Genomic DNA, 15,425 nt, shown 5'->3' with positions numbered 1-15,425 from the left:
ATAAACGCAGTGATATTCAAGCAATCATTGAAGAGCATGGGCATGAGATAGTTTGGTTACCCCCTTATAGTCCAGACTTAAATCCCATTGAAAAGATGTGGGCTTGGATTAAGCAAATAGCAAAGAATGGCGGATGGATTGTATTGATACTTTATTCTTTTATCTGCTTTGGATTGGGTTGGGTTTTAGATGATTGCACTATATCTTCATTATTTTCTCTATATTTAGTATTACTTCAGTTTAATTAGTATGTTACAACATCATAGCATTCAGCCAAATAAACACGATATTTTTTATTTCTATACTTTGCGCTACAAAATTGGGCTAATAGTTGCTAATAAATTATTCCAAATTTTTCTAGGGACAGACCAAGCAAGAACTGCTTTTAATTCCACTAAGTCACTGCGAGAACGATAGTATAGTTGGCGCTCTAATACCGCTTGAGTTACTTTTTCATCGGATAATAAGACATTATTTTCATAATTTAAATCAAAGCTACGCAAATCTAAATTCGTTGAACCAATAAACGTAATTTTTTCGTCTATGGTCAATGTTTTTGCATGCAATAAACCGTCTCTAAATTCATAAAGCTTAATGCCTGCTTCCAATAATCGACGATAATGACTTCTGCTAACTGCTGAAACAATCCAAGAATCATTACGTTTTGGCACAATTAAAGTTACCTCTACTCCTCTCCAAGCAGCAGCACACAAAGCATCAAGAACCGTCGCATCAGGCACAAAATAAGGTGTTGAAATTATGATTGTTTCTTGAGAAGTACTGATAAGAGTTGATAAAAATTCTGCTGTCGAGCGCGATCTAGCCGTTGGTCCGTCGCCCATTACTTGAGCGGTAAAGCCTGATGAAAGATGCTCAGCAGCTTTTGTTGGTATTGCCAATTCTGCTTCTCCACTGGCTAATTGCCAATCAGCTGCAAAAAGTAATTGCGTTTGAGTGACTATTGGTCCTTCTAAACGTAGCATAATATCAACCCAAGGCGCATATTTGGCTTTAACTACAAAGGCTTCATCTGCACAGTTTTGACTACCACAATAAACAATTTTTCCGTCAATTAAGGTAATTTTTCTATGATTACGCAAATCTATCCGACGTTGAAAAATGGTCCACCAGTGATTTATAGGTAAAGCAACCGCTGTTTGTACGCCTGCTGCTTGCAGCTCTTGCCATAATTCTGTTTTTAAAAATGCTCTTGAACCTAAGCCATCGACCACTGCACGACAGCTCACCCCTCTTTTAGCCGCTCGAATGAGTGCTTGTGCAACAGATTGTCCCGTTTCATCATTTAACCAAATATAATATAGCACATTCACTTGCTCTTTAGCTGCCTCAATATCTTGCAGTAAACGCTTACGCGCAACTTTACCGTCTGCCATCAATTCTGCACAATTACCCGTTACTGGATAGAGATGATTGATAGATGCTAAATATTGAAAAGCTGATTGGTAGTGATTTGGCAAAGTTTCTATCAAAACCCTCTTACTACCTAGAAAATTTGTTCCCAATGCTTGGATAAATTGTCGTTTGGTATTTTCTAAAACTTGGTGATGATAATGACGTACTTTTCTCGCCATACGAGCCGAACCAAATAGGAAATACAAAATACAGCCTAAAGCCGGGGTCAATAAAAGCGTCATAAACCATGCCATTCGCGCATCTGGTCGCAAATCTTCTCGTAGCGCAATGCGCAGCATAAACAAAAAAACGATTGTGAGGTGACAAATCAGTAACCAATGCATAATTCACCTATCAGAAAATGACTATTTAAATTCCCCATCAATCGTTATCAATTTTATTTCTATAATATTTTTTAGATTATTTTAAATGATATTTTGCTTTAAGCTCGTCAAACTTTCCATTTTCTATCAATTTATTTAAACCTTGATTTATTCTTTCCATCAGCTTTGAGTTACTTTTAAGCGTTAGAAAATGTAGCGTTACGGTTTTATTTAAAGCACCTTCGGGTGTAAACGTCTGATATTCATACTGTGGATAAGCATTTGTTAATGAGGCAATGTTTGACTGCGTACTAATCATAAAATCCACTTTTTTTATAAAAAGATCTTTAAAGCCTAAATAGCTAGTTTCTTCTGATACTAATTTCACACCGGGATATTTTGGCAATTCTTCATGTAAAATTTCTTCAACAGGCGAGGAAGCCAATACACTCACTCGACTACCATCCATTAATGGATTTTCAATTTTTTTATCGCCCAAAGCGGCATATTGTAAGGTTTCTGTGTAATAAGGTTGGCTTAATAAATAAGCATTATTACGCTCCTCTGAGTAATATAAATTACCAATAAAATCTATATCGCCTTTTTCCAATTGGGTAAAGACAAATGGAAAAATAGCAGGGGTTACGCGAACATCAAAACCTTCTTGCTTACCAATTTCATTGATTAATTCAATCTCAAATCCTGTTAACTTACTTTCATCATCCCTAAAAATAAAAGGAGGAGAAGAAATATTTGCGCCCATTTTTAAAGTTTCTGCTTGAACATTTGCATATAGTCCAAAACATAACCCTGTCATTAAACATAATTGACGAAACGATATCAACATCAACAACCTTCCTATTTAACAACAAATCCATATTAAATTATGTTTAGGTTATCACTTTTCATCAAAAAATATAAGCCTAGTTTAATTGTTTTTATTAAAATTTATTTTTAGGAAAATTTACCTATAAAGATATCTTGATGATACTTCTTAAGACTCCAACCACATACCTATGCCAACGGCTTTTAGACCAATATGCGCACCTACTACAGGCGAAATAGGATAAGCATAAATTAATTCATTTGTTTGATGACGAATATGTCGCTCAAACTCCTGATATAATGCTTGATCTCCCGCATACAATCTAAATAATTTGGCTTTTTGACTGCTTTCTAATCTTTTTCTTACTTCATCAGACAAATACTCCAACGCATTCTGCGTATGCCTGACTTTAGCGATAACGTTCATTTTTCCATTATGAAAATGAATAATCGGTTTTAATTTCATGATGCTTCCCATCATGCCTTGAATAGCAGAAATTCGTCCATTTTTAATCAGGTATTTCAATGAATCAACTTCAAAAAACAAATGGAGCTTTTGTTTTAATTTCTCTAGCTCTTGTACGACATTTAATGGAGAAACACCTTTTGTCTAATAATCTTGTAGCTTCTAAAGAAAACAATCCCTCTAAAATAGAAATTGTCCCAGTATCAATAACATGGATATTGATTTGATTGCGCATCAATAAAGCAATGTCTTAGATAACTTTATAAGTTTGACTTAAGCTCACTGACAGCGTTGGAACGATAACATCGGTATAATTCTCTTGTTTTAATTTTAAAAGTAAAGCAACTGCCTTATCAAAATCTGGTGGGGATGTATAAGGTAGTTCTGAGGGATGCTTCTGTAAATATTGATAAAACTGTTGGCTAGAAATATCAATACCGTCACGATAATCGCCTTGAGCTGTATGAATATTTAAAGGAAGCGTATAAATGATTGAGGGTTTATTTGAGAATACTTCCAATGAAGCTGTAGAAGTACAAACGACCGCACAAGACTGACCTTCTATCACTTTTTCTCCTTTTTATCATTTTCGAATAAATAGTATGAGACCTTTGCAAAATTCCGTTTTACACTAATTTTTGCCACTAGTAGAAAAATTAACACCATGATTTTAATATATTTTCAAAATTTGAAAGTTGAAATTTCTCTATTTTATGTTTTTTTGCAAAGGTCTCAATATATATGTTGAAATCAAAAATCCTGCTTTTCTAAACCAAAAAATCTTTCTGCATTTTCAGTCGTTAGCTGAGCAAGCATATGATAATCTTGTTCTCGGGCTTGTGCTAATACACGTAAAACTTCAGGTAAATATTGAGGTTCATTCAGACGTGGTGTCGGTTGTAACGTTTTAGGTGTTAGATAAGGCGCATCCGTTTCAATCATTAAGCGATTATCTGGGATTTTACTCACAATACGGCGTAATTCTTTACCGCGTTCATTATCTGCAATCCAACCTGTAATACCGATGTAAAGTCCGTTTTCTAATGCCCAATCCAAAGCTCGCTCATCTGCTGCAAAGCAATGCCATACAGCACCAACTAACTCAGGCAATCTAGGTGCTAATAATTCGATAAAATCTTTAAATGCTTGACGTTCATGCAAAAAGACAGGTTTTTCAGCTTGAATAGCAATCTCTAACTGGTCTGCAAAACATTTTTTCTGATTGGCGGGATAAGCAAGGTTACGAAAGTAATCTAATCCCATTTCACCAATGGCTACCACTTTTGGATGCTTTGCCGCAGCTAAATGCTGAGCAGGATGGCTATATGGCTGCCAGTTATTGGCATGATGGGGATGAAAACCCACTGTACTATATAAATTAGAATATTTATCCGCTAAGGCAAGCGCTTCTTGGTTACTCTCGGTATCTGTCCCTGTAAGAATTTGTCGCTGAACGCCCGCCGCTTGCGCATCATTTAAAACTTGCATTAAATTTCGCATCAGTCTTGGACTGGTCAAGTTACATCCAATATCAATTAAGTTTAAAGATTTTTTACTCATTGTTTATAGCTGGATAAGCAAAAAGACAAAAACAATAATGCTTGCCATAATTAACGCGAATGTTCCCCAATGCTGCTCTTCGGCATTTCGGCTTTTTTCCATCACTGCTTTAATATATTGGATAGGATGACCTTTAGTTATGATAAGAAAGAAAATTAAATAGCTTATGAGAATAAAAATTGGCGTCATTTTTTCCATAAAAATTCCTTTATTTTAAATGTTGATAAAGCTGCTCACTTAGCACAGTTTGCTGATAAGCAGTCAGTGGATATCCAAACGCATCTGTTAAATAAAAAGTATCTTCTACTTTTTCGCCAAAAGTTGCAATTTTTGCATGATTTAAATGAATATTTTGCTCTAAAAAGATACGGCTAATTAAAGACAATAAACCATGTCTATCTTTACACGTTAATTCTAGAACCGTTCGTCTTCCACCATCATTATGGTAGTGAATATGCGTATTCATGGAAAAATGCTTGAGGGGTGTATGGTGTAGGCGTTTTCCTAGCGGCTTAGGCGGCACATTCCCCGCAATCATAAAATTCAGTTGTTTCAGTAACTGAGGTGAAAGCGTGCAATAATCGGCAAGCGTATATTGTTGAATCACCCGTTGATACGGCGCTTCTCCGTAGCGATACAATCTTGCTTCTAAGATAGTAAAATTCTGTTTTTCCATAAAATGCGTTATCCGAGCAAATAAAATATCGGGAGAACCTGTGGCACTAATAAACAGTCTTGGCGGATGATTCTGTAATAATGTTGCGATATTTTTATCTTCTGTTATCAAAATCAATCGCGTTTTTTCAGCAATTAAATTAGGGGTTTCATTGATAAAAAATTCATTGGGAAGTTGCTGCCATAAGATGTGAATATCATCAATCGCCTGTTGGTTATCAAAATGACTTAATGCACGTTGTTTTAGGGCATCAATTTGCTGCTGTGGATGTGGTGTAAAGGTATTAAGATGATTGGCAGTTAAGCGATAAAGGGTATACATTAAATTCGCTCGCCAACTATTCCATAAGCTATTATTGGTTGCGCTAATATCTGCCAATGTTAAAAGATAAAGATAATCCAAATATTCGCTATTTGGAAAATAAGCCGCAAATTCTTTGATAACACTAGGATCACTTAAGTCTTTCTTTTGTGCCGTTGCTGATAACAAAAGATGATGGCGAACTAAAAAAACCAATAACTTACCTTCTTCACGACTTAGCGCAGTATTTTCTTCTAAATAAGCGATTGTAATTGCTGCCCCAATTTCACTATGATCACCAAGATGCCCCTTGCCAATGTCATGAAATAATGCCGCTAAATATAGAATAGCCGGACTACGTAAACGTCGCATAATATCTTGTGTCGCTGGATAATCAGGCTGATAGGTTTTAAATTGCTCTAAGAAATAAATCAATCTCAAAGTATGTTGGTCAACCGTATATTGATGAAATAAATCATATTGCATTCGCCCAACAACCGGCAGAAATGCCGGTAAATATCGACTCAATAAGCCATATCGATGCATACGGCGAATTTGTCGATGAACGTTCCCTTGATGATTGAGAATTGTTAAAAATCCTTGATGCGTTTCCTTATTATGTCGGTTAGAAGCGGTAAAAATACGATCTCTATATTCTCTTAATTGCCGCCCTAATTGAGGCGAAATACTATCAATTAGCGGATTATTTAATAAGTGCAGAAATATTTGCCAAAGTTGCCTAGGATTGCCAATCAGCGTTTTTGGTTCATTCAGTACCAACCGTTGGTGTACTAGGCTAAATTGTGCATCTAATCTTTCTGGTGGAGCGATCGGTCGCAACTGGCTGTCAATAAGCTTAATCGCTAAGCGGTTTAATCGCCTAACGCGCAAAGTCGCTAAATAATACTCGCGCATAAAACTTTCAACTGCCTGATTATTTTTTCCTTCTGGGTAATGGAATAACTGCGCCAATTGTTTTTGCTGCTCAAATGACAAGCGATCTTTATGCTGTTTGGTATTTAAATGAAGTGCAAATCGAATTTTCCATAAAGTTCGCCGACTTTCTATAAGTTCTTGTGTTTCAGCTGGCGTTAATAAACCTTCCAACAAAATTTGAGTTTTTTCTGGATGTAGGCAGTATCGATATACCCAAGAAATCATTTGAATATCTCTCAGTCCACCAGTTCCTGTTTTGATATTCGGCTCTAGCTTACCTATTTGATCGCGCTGCTCATCTCGCTTTTGTTGTTCTTGTAACTTTAATTCTAAAAATGTACGTGGAGAAATCAAACGCGGATGAGTAATATTTACCGTTTGACAGTAGTGAGATTGCCCCGCTAAAAAGCGAGCTTCCACCAAGCTCGTCAGCATATCTGTATCTTTTTTGGCATCTTCTAAACATTGCGCGCGTGTACGAACACTTTGCGCAATGTCCAACCCTAGCGACCATAATGCTTGAATATAAGCGCTAATGCTTTCTTGAGTAACAATCGAATCATCATCGCATAACAATAAAATATCGATATCTGAACGAGGAAAAAGCTCTTCTCGCCCATATCCCCCAATGGCAAATAAAGCAGCATCTACATCTGATAAATAACAGTGATAAAGACAACATAAAATACGGTCAATTTGCTGCGTTTGATGCTTTATCCACTGTTCGACCGCGAAGGTTTGTCCTAAAGCAGCAAATTGCTGCTCATGCAAAAAAGACAAATATTGTTTCGCTGCCACGCAGATTTCGGTTGGGTTTGAAGAAGGACAACCAAAATCTGGCGGAAGCCTATTATTGTTGGGCATATTATGTGCGTGCAATGACTCCAGCCTCTCTCTCTTTCGCACTTAAGGTAAAAATCTCATAGCCAGTTTCTGTTACTGCTAGCATATGTTCCCATTGTGCCGATAAGCTATGGTCTTTTGTCACTGCCGTCCAACCATCAGGTAAAATCTTTAATTGCCGTTTACCTGCATTAATCATTGGTTCAATGGTAAATGTCATGCCTTTTTCAAGTACTAATCCCCTACCCGCTTCGCCATAATGCAAAATTTGAGGATCTTCATGAAATCCTCGCCCAATCCCGTGCCCGCAAAATTCTCTCACCACAGAAAACCGTTGTGCTTCGGCATGTTGTTGAATTGCGTATCCAATATCGCCAAGCGTTGCACCCGGTTTAACCACTTCAATCCCGCGCCACATACAGTCATAAGTCACTTCTACAAGACGCTTAGCCAATACATTGATTTCTCCTACTAAATACATACGACTGCTATCGCCGTGAAAGCCATCAACAATCACTGTCACATCAATATTCACAATATCCCCTTTTTTAAGCTTTTTCTCACTAGGGATACCATGGCAAATGACATGGTTAACAGAAATACAAGTATGCTTAGGATAAGGTGGTTGCCCATAATTTAAGCATGCAGAAACGCTACCACGCTCAGCAATATATTTCGCACAAATATTATCTAAAGTTTCTGTAGTGACACCAGGTTCAACATACGGCGTAATCATATCCAAAACATCTGCCGCCAAACGCCCAGCGACGCGCATTTTCTCTAAATCAGATTCGGTTTTCAAAATAATAGTCATCGTATTGTTCTTGGTAAAAATGAATACCTATGGTATAAAGCGCACCGCCGAAAGGCAAATCGAAAACACACGAATATCGACACACTCTCTCGGGTGCGCACTTTTGCGTTGAGAGAGCGGGATATTCGGAGGCTTAACCCTATGGAGTTATTTTATGAGTAAAGTTAGTATGCGCGAGCTTTTTGAAGCCGGCGCCCATTTTGGTCACCGCACCCGTTTTTGGAATCCAAAAATGGCCCCTTATATTTATGGCAAACGTGGTGATATCCATATCATCAACCTAGAGCAAACTGTTCCAATGCTCAATGATGCCTTAAATTTCTTAGGCACCGTCGTTGCCAACGGTGGACGCGTCATGTTTGTTGGCACAAAACGTAGCGCAACCGAATCCATCGAAAAAGCTGCGAAGCGTTGCGGTATGCCGTATGTCAACTTCCGTTGGTTAGGCGGTATGATGACCAATTTCAAAACCATTCGCCAATCTATCCGTCGTTTAGAAGAAATTGAAAAAATGTCTGAAGACGGCACTTATGAAAAATTAGCGAAAAAAGAAGTCATCGTATTAGAGCGTGAGCGTGAAAAATTAGCACGTTCATTGACTGGCATTCGTCACATGAAACAACTGCCAGACGTTTTGTTCGTTATCGACGTTGGGCATGAGCACATCGCTATTCAAGAAGCTCGCAAATTAGGCATCCCTGTTGTTGGCGTGGTTGATACCAATGGCGACATTGATGGCGTAGATTACATTATTCCGGGTAATGATGACTCTGTTCGTGCCATTCGTCTTTATGTAGAAGCAATCGCTGATGCCATTGAAGCTGCAAAAGCAAGCGTTACCACTGGTGGTGGCGAAGATGCTGCTGCGGCATTAGAAGAAGTCGTAGTTGAAAAAGAAGTTGCAGCAGAAGAAGCTGCTACGCCTGCGGAAGAAACCGCTAAAGACGGCGAATAAGTCCACTTGGAGCGGCTTTAATGCCGCTTTCCTCTAAAGATTAGGAGAAAGTTTTTATGGCAATTTCTGCACAATTAGTGAAAGAGCTACGCGAGCGTACTGGCGCTGGCATGATGGAATGTAAAAAAGCATTAACCGAAACCAATGGTGATATCGAAGCGGCTGTTGAGCATATGCGCAAAGCTGGCTTGGCTAAAGCAGATAAAAAAGCTGGTCGTGTTGCTGCTGAAGGAACCTTAGTTGTTTCAGCAACAGACGACGCTAAAGTAGTCACTTTGACAGAAGTTAACTGCGAAACAGATTTCGTTGCTATGGGTGATGAATTCCAAACTTTTGCTAAAAAAGTAGCTGATATCGCCCGTACAAAAGATTTAGCAGACGTTAAAGCTTTAAATGCCGCTGAATACGAAGCTGGCAAAACCGTTGATGAGCGCCGCCGCGAACTCATCGCCAAAATCGGTGAGAACATGAACGTTCGTCGTTTCGTTACTTTAAAAAGTGCAAATGGTATTATTGGCTCTTACCTTCACGGCAAAAAAATTGGCGTATTGGTAGAAGTTGAAGGTGGCGATGCAGAGTTAGCAAAAGATTTAGCTATGCAAATCGCTGCTGGTAACCCTATCGCTTTAGATGCACAATCTTTACCACAAGATTTCTTAGATAAAGAAAACGAAATTCACCGTGCAAAAGCAGAACAAAGCGGTAAACCTGCCAATGTGATTGAAAAAATGGTTGAAGGCACGATGAGAAAACTATTTGGCGAAGTGACTTTACTTGGTCAAAAATTCATCAAAAACCCAGATCAAACCATTGAAGATTTACTTAAATCTAAAAATGCTAAAGTTGTCCAATACGTTCGTTATGAACTTGGAGAAGGCATTGAAAAAGAAGAATCTGATTTTGTTGCTGAAGTAATGGCTCAGGCAAAAGGTCAGTAAGTTTGATGACGACTTAAACCGCCGTTTCATACGGCGGTTTTTTTTGGAAAAAAATTGACCAATACAAACTATTCCATACTTCTAGCAATAAGCATATAGCCAACTTCCCAAAAAAATGCATACAACGTTAACTCAATATACACTTTGGAAACAGCATCCTATCTCCAAATATGGTATACCTTTTTCAGAAGCCCTACTATAAAGCTAGCAGATTTAACTAAATAAATATCGCTGAATGAGTTCAGATTGCGTACAAATCGACTAGCCATAGACAGCACATTAGTACGGAAAAACACTCAAATTCTGTATGCTAGTTAAAAGACATGTAGCTATATTAACTTTTGATATCTAGTTTTTAATTGAAAACTACTCCTATCTTACTCAGGAGAACTATTCAAACCCATTTATTTACCGAATTGTTAATAACGTCTTTTACATAAACCCTTTTACAATACGTTAAATTCAATAGGAGCGCCATGATGACACTAGAAAATAAAACCCCAAAATATCGTCGCATATTATTAAAAATGAGCGGAGAAGCCCTCATGGGCGATCAAAGTTTCGGCTTAGATGCCAAAGTTGTCACTCGAATTGCTAATGAAATTGGACAACTTAATCGTGCAGGTGTTGAAATCGCGATTGTGATTGGCGGAGGAAATCTTTTTCGTGGCGCACAATTAGCCGCACTAGGCATGGAGCGCGTAACGGGTGATCATATGGGAATGCTAGCCACTCTAATGAATGCTTTAGCCATGCAAGATGCGCTAGAACAAGCAGATATTCCAGCGCGCGTGATGTCTGCTCTACGCGTTGATGAAGTTTGTGAACCATTTATTCGCCGTCGCGCAATTCGTCATTTAGAAAAAGGACAAGTGGTTATTTGTGCCGCTGGAACAGGCAATCCTTTCTTTACCACCGATTCTGCTGCTAGCTTGCGTGCTATTGAATTAGAAGTGGATGCTATGTTTAAAGCAACCAAAGTTGATGGTGTTTACTCAAAAGACCCCAAAAAGTATGATGATGCGGTAAAATACGGCCATTTAAGCTATCAAAAAGTATTAACCGAAAATCTACAAGTCATGGATGCAACTTCAATTGTGATGTGTCGTGATAATGATATGCCATTATTAGTGTTTGATATGACCAAACCTGATGAAATTGTTCGGGCAGTATTTGATGAAGCGGTTGGTACAGTCATTCATTCATAAGGAGTAACTATGTTAAATACCATTTTTAAAGATGCTGAAGATCGAATGAAGAAATCTTTGGTTTCTCTTGATAATGAATTAAGCAAAATCAGAACTGGTCGTGCAAATGTTGGATTATTAGACCATGTAGAAGTGGAATACTACGGTTCTATGGTCCCTTTATCTCAAGCCGCAAATGTTAGCGTTTCAGACTATCGCACACTAACCATCCAAATTTGGGAAAAAGATATGGTTTCAAAAATTGAAAAAGCCATTATCAATTCTGATTTAGGACTCACACCCAATACGGCCGGTCAAAATATTCATATAAACCTTCCACCACTGACTGAAGAGCGTCGGAAAGAAATGGTTAAAGTTGTTAAAGCAGAAGGAGAGCAAGCAAAAGTTGCCATTCGCAATATTCGTCGTGATGCCAACAATGAAATTGCTAAGTTAGTAGCAGATAAATCCATTTCTGAGGACGACCAACGTCGTGGCGAGACAGAAGTTCAAAAACTAACTGACAAATACGTCGAACAAATTGATGCAGCTTTAGCCACAAAAGAAAAAGACTTAATGGAAATGTAATAATGTCGCTTACGCCGCCGCAGCACGTTGCCATTATTATGGATGGTAATGGACGATGGGCAAAGCAGCGCGGGCGTCCGCGTAGCTTTGGGCATCGCGCTGGACGTGATAGTGTGGATGCTGTTATTCGAACAGCATCCACAATGGGTATTCAAACCTTAAGTTTATTCGCCTTTAGCACGGAAAATTGGACGCGCCCTGAAAAAGAAGTTCGTCTGATTTTAGAGCTTATTCAGCGAAATATTGCTAAAAAGTCTGAAGCATTAGCCGATGAGAATATTCGTATGCGTATTCTTGGCAGTCGAGAAAATCTCTCCAACAAGTTACTCGCAGCTTTTGAACGCGCAGAAGCCATAACCGCTCATTGCACGGGAATGGAAGTTATCTTTGCTTTCAACTACAGTGGACATTGGGCTATTGTAGAAACGGCTAAAAATCTTGCTAAACAAATTGCCTCTGGGCAATTACACCCTAATGATATCAATGCTTCTAGCTATGAAGCAGCTCGTCCTATGCCAGACTTACCCCCCGTTGACTTATTGATTCGTTCTAGTGGTGAGATGCGAATTAGTAACTTCCATTTATGGGAAATGGCGTATGCCGAACTTTACTTTACTGATACCCTTTGGCCAGATTTTGATGCAGAAGCTTTCCAACGAGCGATTTCCGCCTATCACGCTCGCGAACGCCGATTTGGCACCATTGATGAACCCTCATCATAAGGATTTTTCATGAAACAACGGATTATTTCTGCACTGATTGCCATTCCTATCTTTGCCTGGATAATGCTCGCTGCTCCAAATTGGATATTTAATATTGCTTGGGGCGTTATTATTAATATTGCTGCCTATGAATGGGCAAAATTATTGAAAACTTCTAAATCTGCAGAAACAATTTTTGTCATTATTACTGGAATAATCACTTGGGGCATCATTTATATATTAAATTATGATATATCAAGCACTGATCCAAATATTTTATTAATCTCATCAACATGGCAACGCTTATCGCTTCCCATATCTGGACTTGCAACCATTGCTTGGCTATTTCTTGTCCCCATTTTATTAAAGCAATATACAAAAACAGAACAAATATGGGGAGGAGAAAAGCTTGTTATTATGCTAGGAATTCTCTTTTTAACCGCATTTACTCTCTCTATTATGCGATTAAAATTTTCCATTGGTGGAAGCGGCATATTAGTCTTACTCATTCTGATTTGGGCAAGCGATGCCGGTGCGTATTTTTTTGGAAGAGCCTTTGGAAAGCGAAAATTTTCATCTATCATTAGTCCTAATAAAACTTGGGAGGGTTTTATTGGCGGACTATTACTCGCAATAGGTCTTTTCGTTATCTTCTTTTTTATTGCCCTTCATCATGTGAAAACTTGGGAAATTCCTTTCTCTTTTTCTCTATTCGCCTATTGCCTCATTTGTAGCTTAATTGCGCTGATTTACGCCAGTATCGGAGATTTATTTGAAAGTATGCTAAAACGTCATGCAGGAGTAAAAGACAGTGGTGCTATTATGCCCGGACATGGTGGTGTATACGATCGTATTGATAGCTGGATATCCGGATTAACTCTATGGAATTTTGCGATTAGTACCCCTTTTATGTTTTATTTTTAACATCAAAATTTCACTAAACACACTTCAACTCTTTAGTTTTTCAGGAATTACTTATGGCAGTACTTTGGGGACTTCTCGGATTTACTATTACTATTGGTATTTTAGTCACCATCCACGAATGGGGACACTTTACCGTTGCCCGATTTTTTAACGTTAAAATCCTCCGCTTCTCACTGGGATTTGGTAAACCTTTTCTCAGCTGGACTGGAAAAAAAGACGGTACAAAATATACCCTCGCGCCTATTCCGTTAGGTGGATTTGTACAAATGTATGGTGAAAGCAAAGATAAAGATATTCCACCAGAAGAACGACACCGTACTTTTGCTGCCAAGCCAGCATGGCAACGCTTTTTGATCGCATTTGCTGGACCTTTTGTAAACCTAGTCTTTGCCGTACTCGCTTTTGCGCTCTTATTTATGAATGGCGTGAGTGGTGTACGTCCAGAAATTCTTTATATCACCCCTGATAGTATGGCAGCTAAAGCAGGCTTACAAGTCGGTGATACCCTCACGCAAATCAATGGAACAAATGTCGTCTTATCAACCGATGCAGATGTTGCCTTATCAACCGCTCCGCACAAACCCATTACCATAGAATATTTGCGTAAAGATCAACCGCATCAAACCACTTTAAACTTTTCTCATTTGAAAGTCGGTGATGAACTAAATATCTCGCAAGTCACTGGCATGATGTTAGTTGACCATCGCTATCCTGCGTGGATTGGAAAAGTGATGCCAGACAGCCCTGCTGAAAAAATAGGACTCAAACCAAAAGATAAAATCTTGGCCATTAACCAAGAAAAAATTCCAGAAGAAAGTGGGGTATATGTCGTTGCCTCTATTCTAAAGAACTTAGCCAACCAACCTATTTCTTTAACGGTATTACGTGATAATCAATCCATAACACTTGAAGGAAATTTAGGAGAAAGAGAACTCAAAAATCATCAGATGATTGGTTATTTAGGCGTGCAATGGGCATATGAACCACCGAGTCAGGCTTTTTTTGACCAATACGGTGTCATCCAAAAATATTCACTCTTTCCAGCATTAGCAAAAGGCATTGAGAAAACTGGCTATTATGTCAAGCTAACATTTGAAATGTTCGGACGATTAATTAAGCGAGAAGTTTCTCTAGATAATATGGGCGGACCACTCACCATTGGTGATGCCGCGGGACAAACCCTTAGAGTTGGTGGAGATGTTTTTCTAAACTTCTTAGGTATCGTCAGTTTATCCCTAGCTGCCATTAATCTGCTACCTATTCCAATGCTAGATGGCGGTCATATGCTCTTCTGCGTATTAGAAATGATTCGCCGTAAACCTCTTGGAAAATCAGCAGAAAAATGGAGCTATCGTATAGGGGCTTCTATCGTTCTTACCTTTATGGGATTTGTTATCCTAAAAGATTTATGGCGATATTTACTGTGAATGCACTTCCGCATACAGCATTAATGCTCCCATGCGGCAGTGCTCTTCTAAATCAGTTAATAAACGTCGATTTTCTTCCGTATCCTGAATACCAATATCTAACTGACTAATTGCTTTTACATCTTGAACAAATTCCTCAGCAGCAGCGTCTAGCTGAGGATATTTGTGAATCTCACGTAAATAATTATTTGTCATTGTAAATCCTTGTGCCCACTGTGCAAGGCTTTCTGTACGAACAGAAAGCGGATTATCCTCTGCTAATAATAATTGATAAGATAAAGTATCGCTCTTAAGCTGCTTTTCAATATGCTCCAGTAACTCTGGAATCAGCGTTTCAGCTATTTTATCCTCCTTTAACGCTAATAAAGACGACCAGTATACACCCTCTTTATAAATCGTCAGTGCAGTCAACATACCATGCAACTCTGATACTGAAAACCACCAGTTATGCTTTTTAATTACTTCTTCTAAGGCACTATAGTTTAAATCTGCCACTTTTTATCCTTCAGCCAAGCACATAAATAAATAAATAAATAAATAAATAAATAA

The 15,425-nt window shown here is 38.4% G+C and carries 18 protein-coding genes; 9 read left to right on the top strand and 9 right to left on the bottom strand.

Features of this window, described 5'->3' with window-relative positions:
- A partial coding sequence (locus A5N85_RS17195) for a transposase (protein ID WP_211268075.1) occupies positions 1–248 on the top strand: 248 nt, incomplete at its 5' end.
- 63 nt (positions 249–311) lie between these two features.
- Here A5N85_RS17195 and cls read toward each other — a convergent pair.
- From cls to A5N85_RS16930, 3 genes are all read right to left on the bottom strand, one after another.
- Positions 312–1,757 (bottom strand): cardiolipin synthase, encoded by a 1,446-nt coding sequence (gene cls / locus A5N85_RS04810; protein WP_072576216.1) that lies wholly within the window; start codon positions 1,755–1,757, stop codon positions 312–314.
- Between the two features lie 76 nt (positions 1,758–1,833).
- Positions 1,834–2,499 carry a substrate-binding periplasmic protein gene (locus tag A5N85_RS04805; RefSeq protein WP_169818622.1) on the bottom strand — a complete coding sequence of 222 codons (666 nt, stop codon included), beginning with the start codon at positions 2,497–2,499 and terminating at the stop codon, positions 1,834–1,836.
- A gap of 231 nt (positions 2,500–2,730) precedes the next feature.
- Positions 2,731–3,108 (bottom strand): DegV family protein, encoded by a 378-nt coding sequence (locus tag A5N85_RS16930; protein WP_072576214.1) that lies wholly within the window; start codon positions 3,106–3,108, stop codon positions 2,731–2,733.
- On the opposite strand from A5N85_RS16930, the gene A5N85_RS16925 reads away from it, so the two are divergent.
- Positions 3,087–3,254, top strand: a complete 168-nt coding sequence (locus A5N85_RS16925) for a hypothetical protein (protein ID WP_169818621.1) — start codon at positions 3,087–3,089, stop codon at positions 3,252–3,254. The genes A5N85_RS16930 and A5N85_RS16925 overlap by 22 nt on opposite strands.
- A 23-nt stretch (positions 3,255–3,277) precedes the next feature.
- Here the strand turns inward: A5N85_RS16925 and A5N85_RS16920 are convergent, their stop codons facing one another.
- The 5 genes from A5N85_RS16920 to map all read right to left on the bottom strand — a co-directional run bounded on the left by A5N85_RS16920 (position 3,278) and on the right by map (position 8,156).
- Positions 3,278–3,595: a DegV family protein gene (locus A5N85_RS16920; RefSeq protein WP_072576213.1), complete on the bottom strand. Its 318-nt coding sequence runs from the start codon at positions 3,593–3,595 to the stop codon at positions 3,278–3,280.
- Between the two features lie 182 nt (positions 3,596–3,777).
- The gene (locus A5N85_RS04790; protein ID WP_072576212.1) at positions 3,778–4,587 is read right to left on the bottom strand and encodes a TatD family hydrolase; all 810 of its coding nucleotides are present in this window, start codon (positions 4,585–4,587) and stop codon (positions 3,778–3,780) included.
- 3 nt (positions 4,588–4,590) lie between these two features.
- On the bottom strand, positions 4,591–4,785 hold the full coding sequence (locus A5N85_RS04785; RefSeq protein ID WP_072576211.1) for a hypothetical protein: 195 nt from the start codon (positions 4,783–4,785) through the stop codon (positions 4,591–4,593).
- Between the two features lie 10 nt (positions 4,786–4,795).
- Positions 4,796–7,378, bottom strand: a complete 2,583-nt coding sequence (gene glnD, locus A5N85_RS04780; protein ID WP_143143183.1) for a [protein-PII] uridylyltransferase — start codon at positions 7,376–7,378, stop codon at positions 4,796–4,798.
- Complete coding sequence (gene map, locus A5N85_RS04775; protein WP_072576209.1) at positions 7,365–8,156, bottom strand: type I methionyl aminopeptidase; 792 nt, start codon at positions 8,154–8,156, stop codon at positions 7,365–7,367. Before map ends, glnD begins: the two co-directional genes overlap by 14 nt.
- Before the next feature lie 154 nt (positions 8,157–8,310).
- Here map and rpsB point away from each other — a divergent pair, with 154 nt between their 5' ends.
- The 7 genes from rpsB (at position 8,311) to rseP (ending at position 14,876) form a co-directional block, all read left to right on the top strand.
- A complete protein-coding gene (gene rpsB / locus A5N85_RS04770) occupies positions 8,311–9,111 on the top strand; it encodes a 30S ribosomal protein S2 (protein ID WP_072576208.1) in 801 nt (266 codons plus the stop codon).
- A 56-nt stretch (positions 9,112–9,167) separates the two neighbouring features.
- Positions 9,168–10,049, top strand: coding sequence for a translation elongation factor Ts (gene tsf, locus A5N85_RS04765; RefSeq protein ID WP_072576207.1), 882 nt, complete (start codon positions 9,168–9,170; stop codon positions 10,047–10,049).
- A 479-nt stretch (positions 10,050–10,528) separates the two neighbouring features.
- Positions 10,529–11,257, top strand: a complete 729-nt coding sequence (pyrH, locus tag A5N85_RS04760; RefSeq protein WP_072576206.1) for a UMP kinase — start codon at positions 10,529–10,531, stop codon at positions 11,255–11,257.
- 9 nt (positions 11,258–11,266) lie between these two features.
- Positions 11,267–11,824 carry a ribosome recycling factor gene (gene frr, locus A5N85_RS04755; protein WP_072576205.1) on the top strand — a complete coding sequence of 186 codons (558 nt, stop codon included), beginning with the start codon at positions 11,267–11,269 and terminating at the stop codon, positions 11,822–11,824.
- Positions 11,825–11,826: 2 nt separating this feature from the next.
- A complete protein-coding gene (uppS, locus tag A5N85_RS04750) occupies positions 11,827–12,546 on the top strand; it encodes a polyprenyl diphosphate synthase (RefSeq protein ID WP_072576204.1) in 720 nt (239 codons plus the stop codon).
- Positions 12,547–12,555: 9 nt separating this feature from the next.
- Positions 12,556–13,449 carry a phosphatidate cytidylyltransferase gene (locus A5N85_RS04745; RefSeq protein ID WP_072576203.1) on the top strand — a complete coding sequence of 298 codons (894 nt, stop codon included), beginning with the start codon at positions 12,556–12,558 and terminating at the stop codon, positions 13,447–13,449.
- A gap of 53 nt (positions 13,450–13,502) precedes the next feature.
- A complete protein-coding gene (gene rseP / locus A5N85_RS04740; protein ID WP_072576202.1) occupies positions 13,503–14,876 on the top strand; it encodes an RIP metalloprotease RseP in 1,374 nt (457 codons plus the stop codon).
- Here the strand turns inward: rseP and A5N85_RS04735 are convergent.
- The gene (locus tag A5N85_RS04735) at positions 14,868–15,371 is read right to left on the bottom strand and encodes a UPF0149 family protein (protein ID WP_072576201.1); all 504 of its coding nucleotides are present in this window, start codon (positions 15,369–15,371) and stop codon (positions 14,868–14,870) included. The genes rseP and A5N85_RS04735 overlap by 9 nt on opposite strands.
- Between the last annotated feature and the right edge of the window lie 54 nt (positions 15,372–15,425).

Source organism: Suttonella ornithocola (assembly GCF_001889065.1).
Taxonomy (GTDB): Bacteria; Pseudomonadota; Gammaproteobacteria; order Cardiobacteriales; family Cardiobacteriaceae; genus Suttonella_A; species Suttonella_A ornithocola.
The sequence above is the reverse complement of the archived record's forward strand: the minus strand, read 5'-3'. Positions and strand labels throughout refer to the sequence as shown.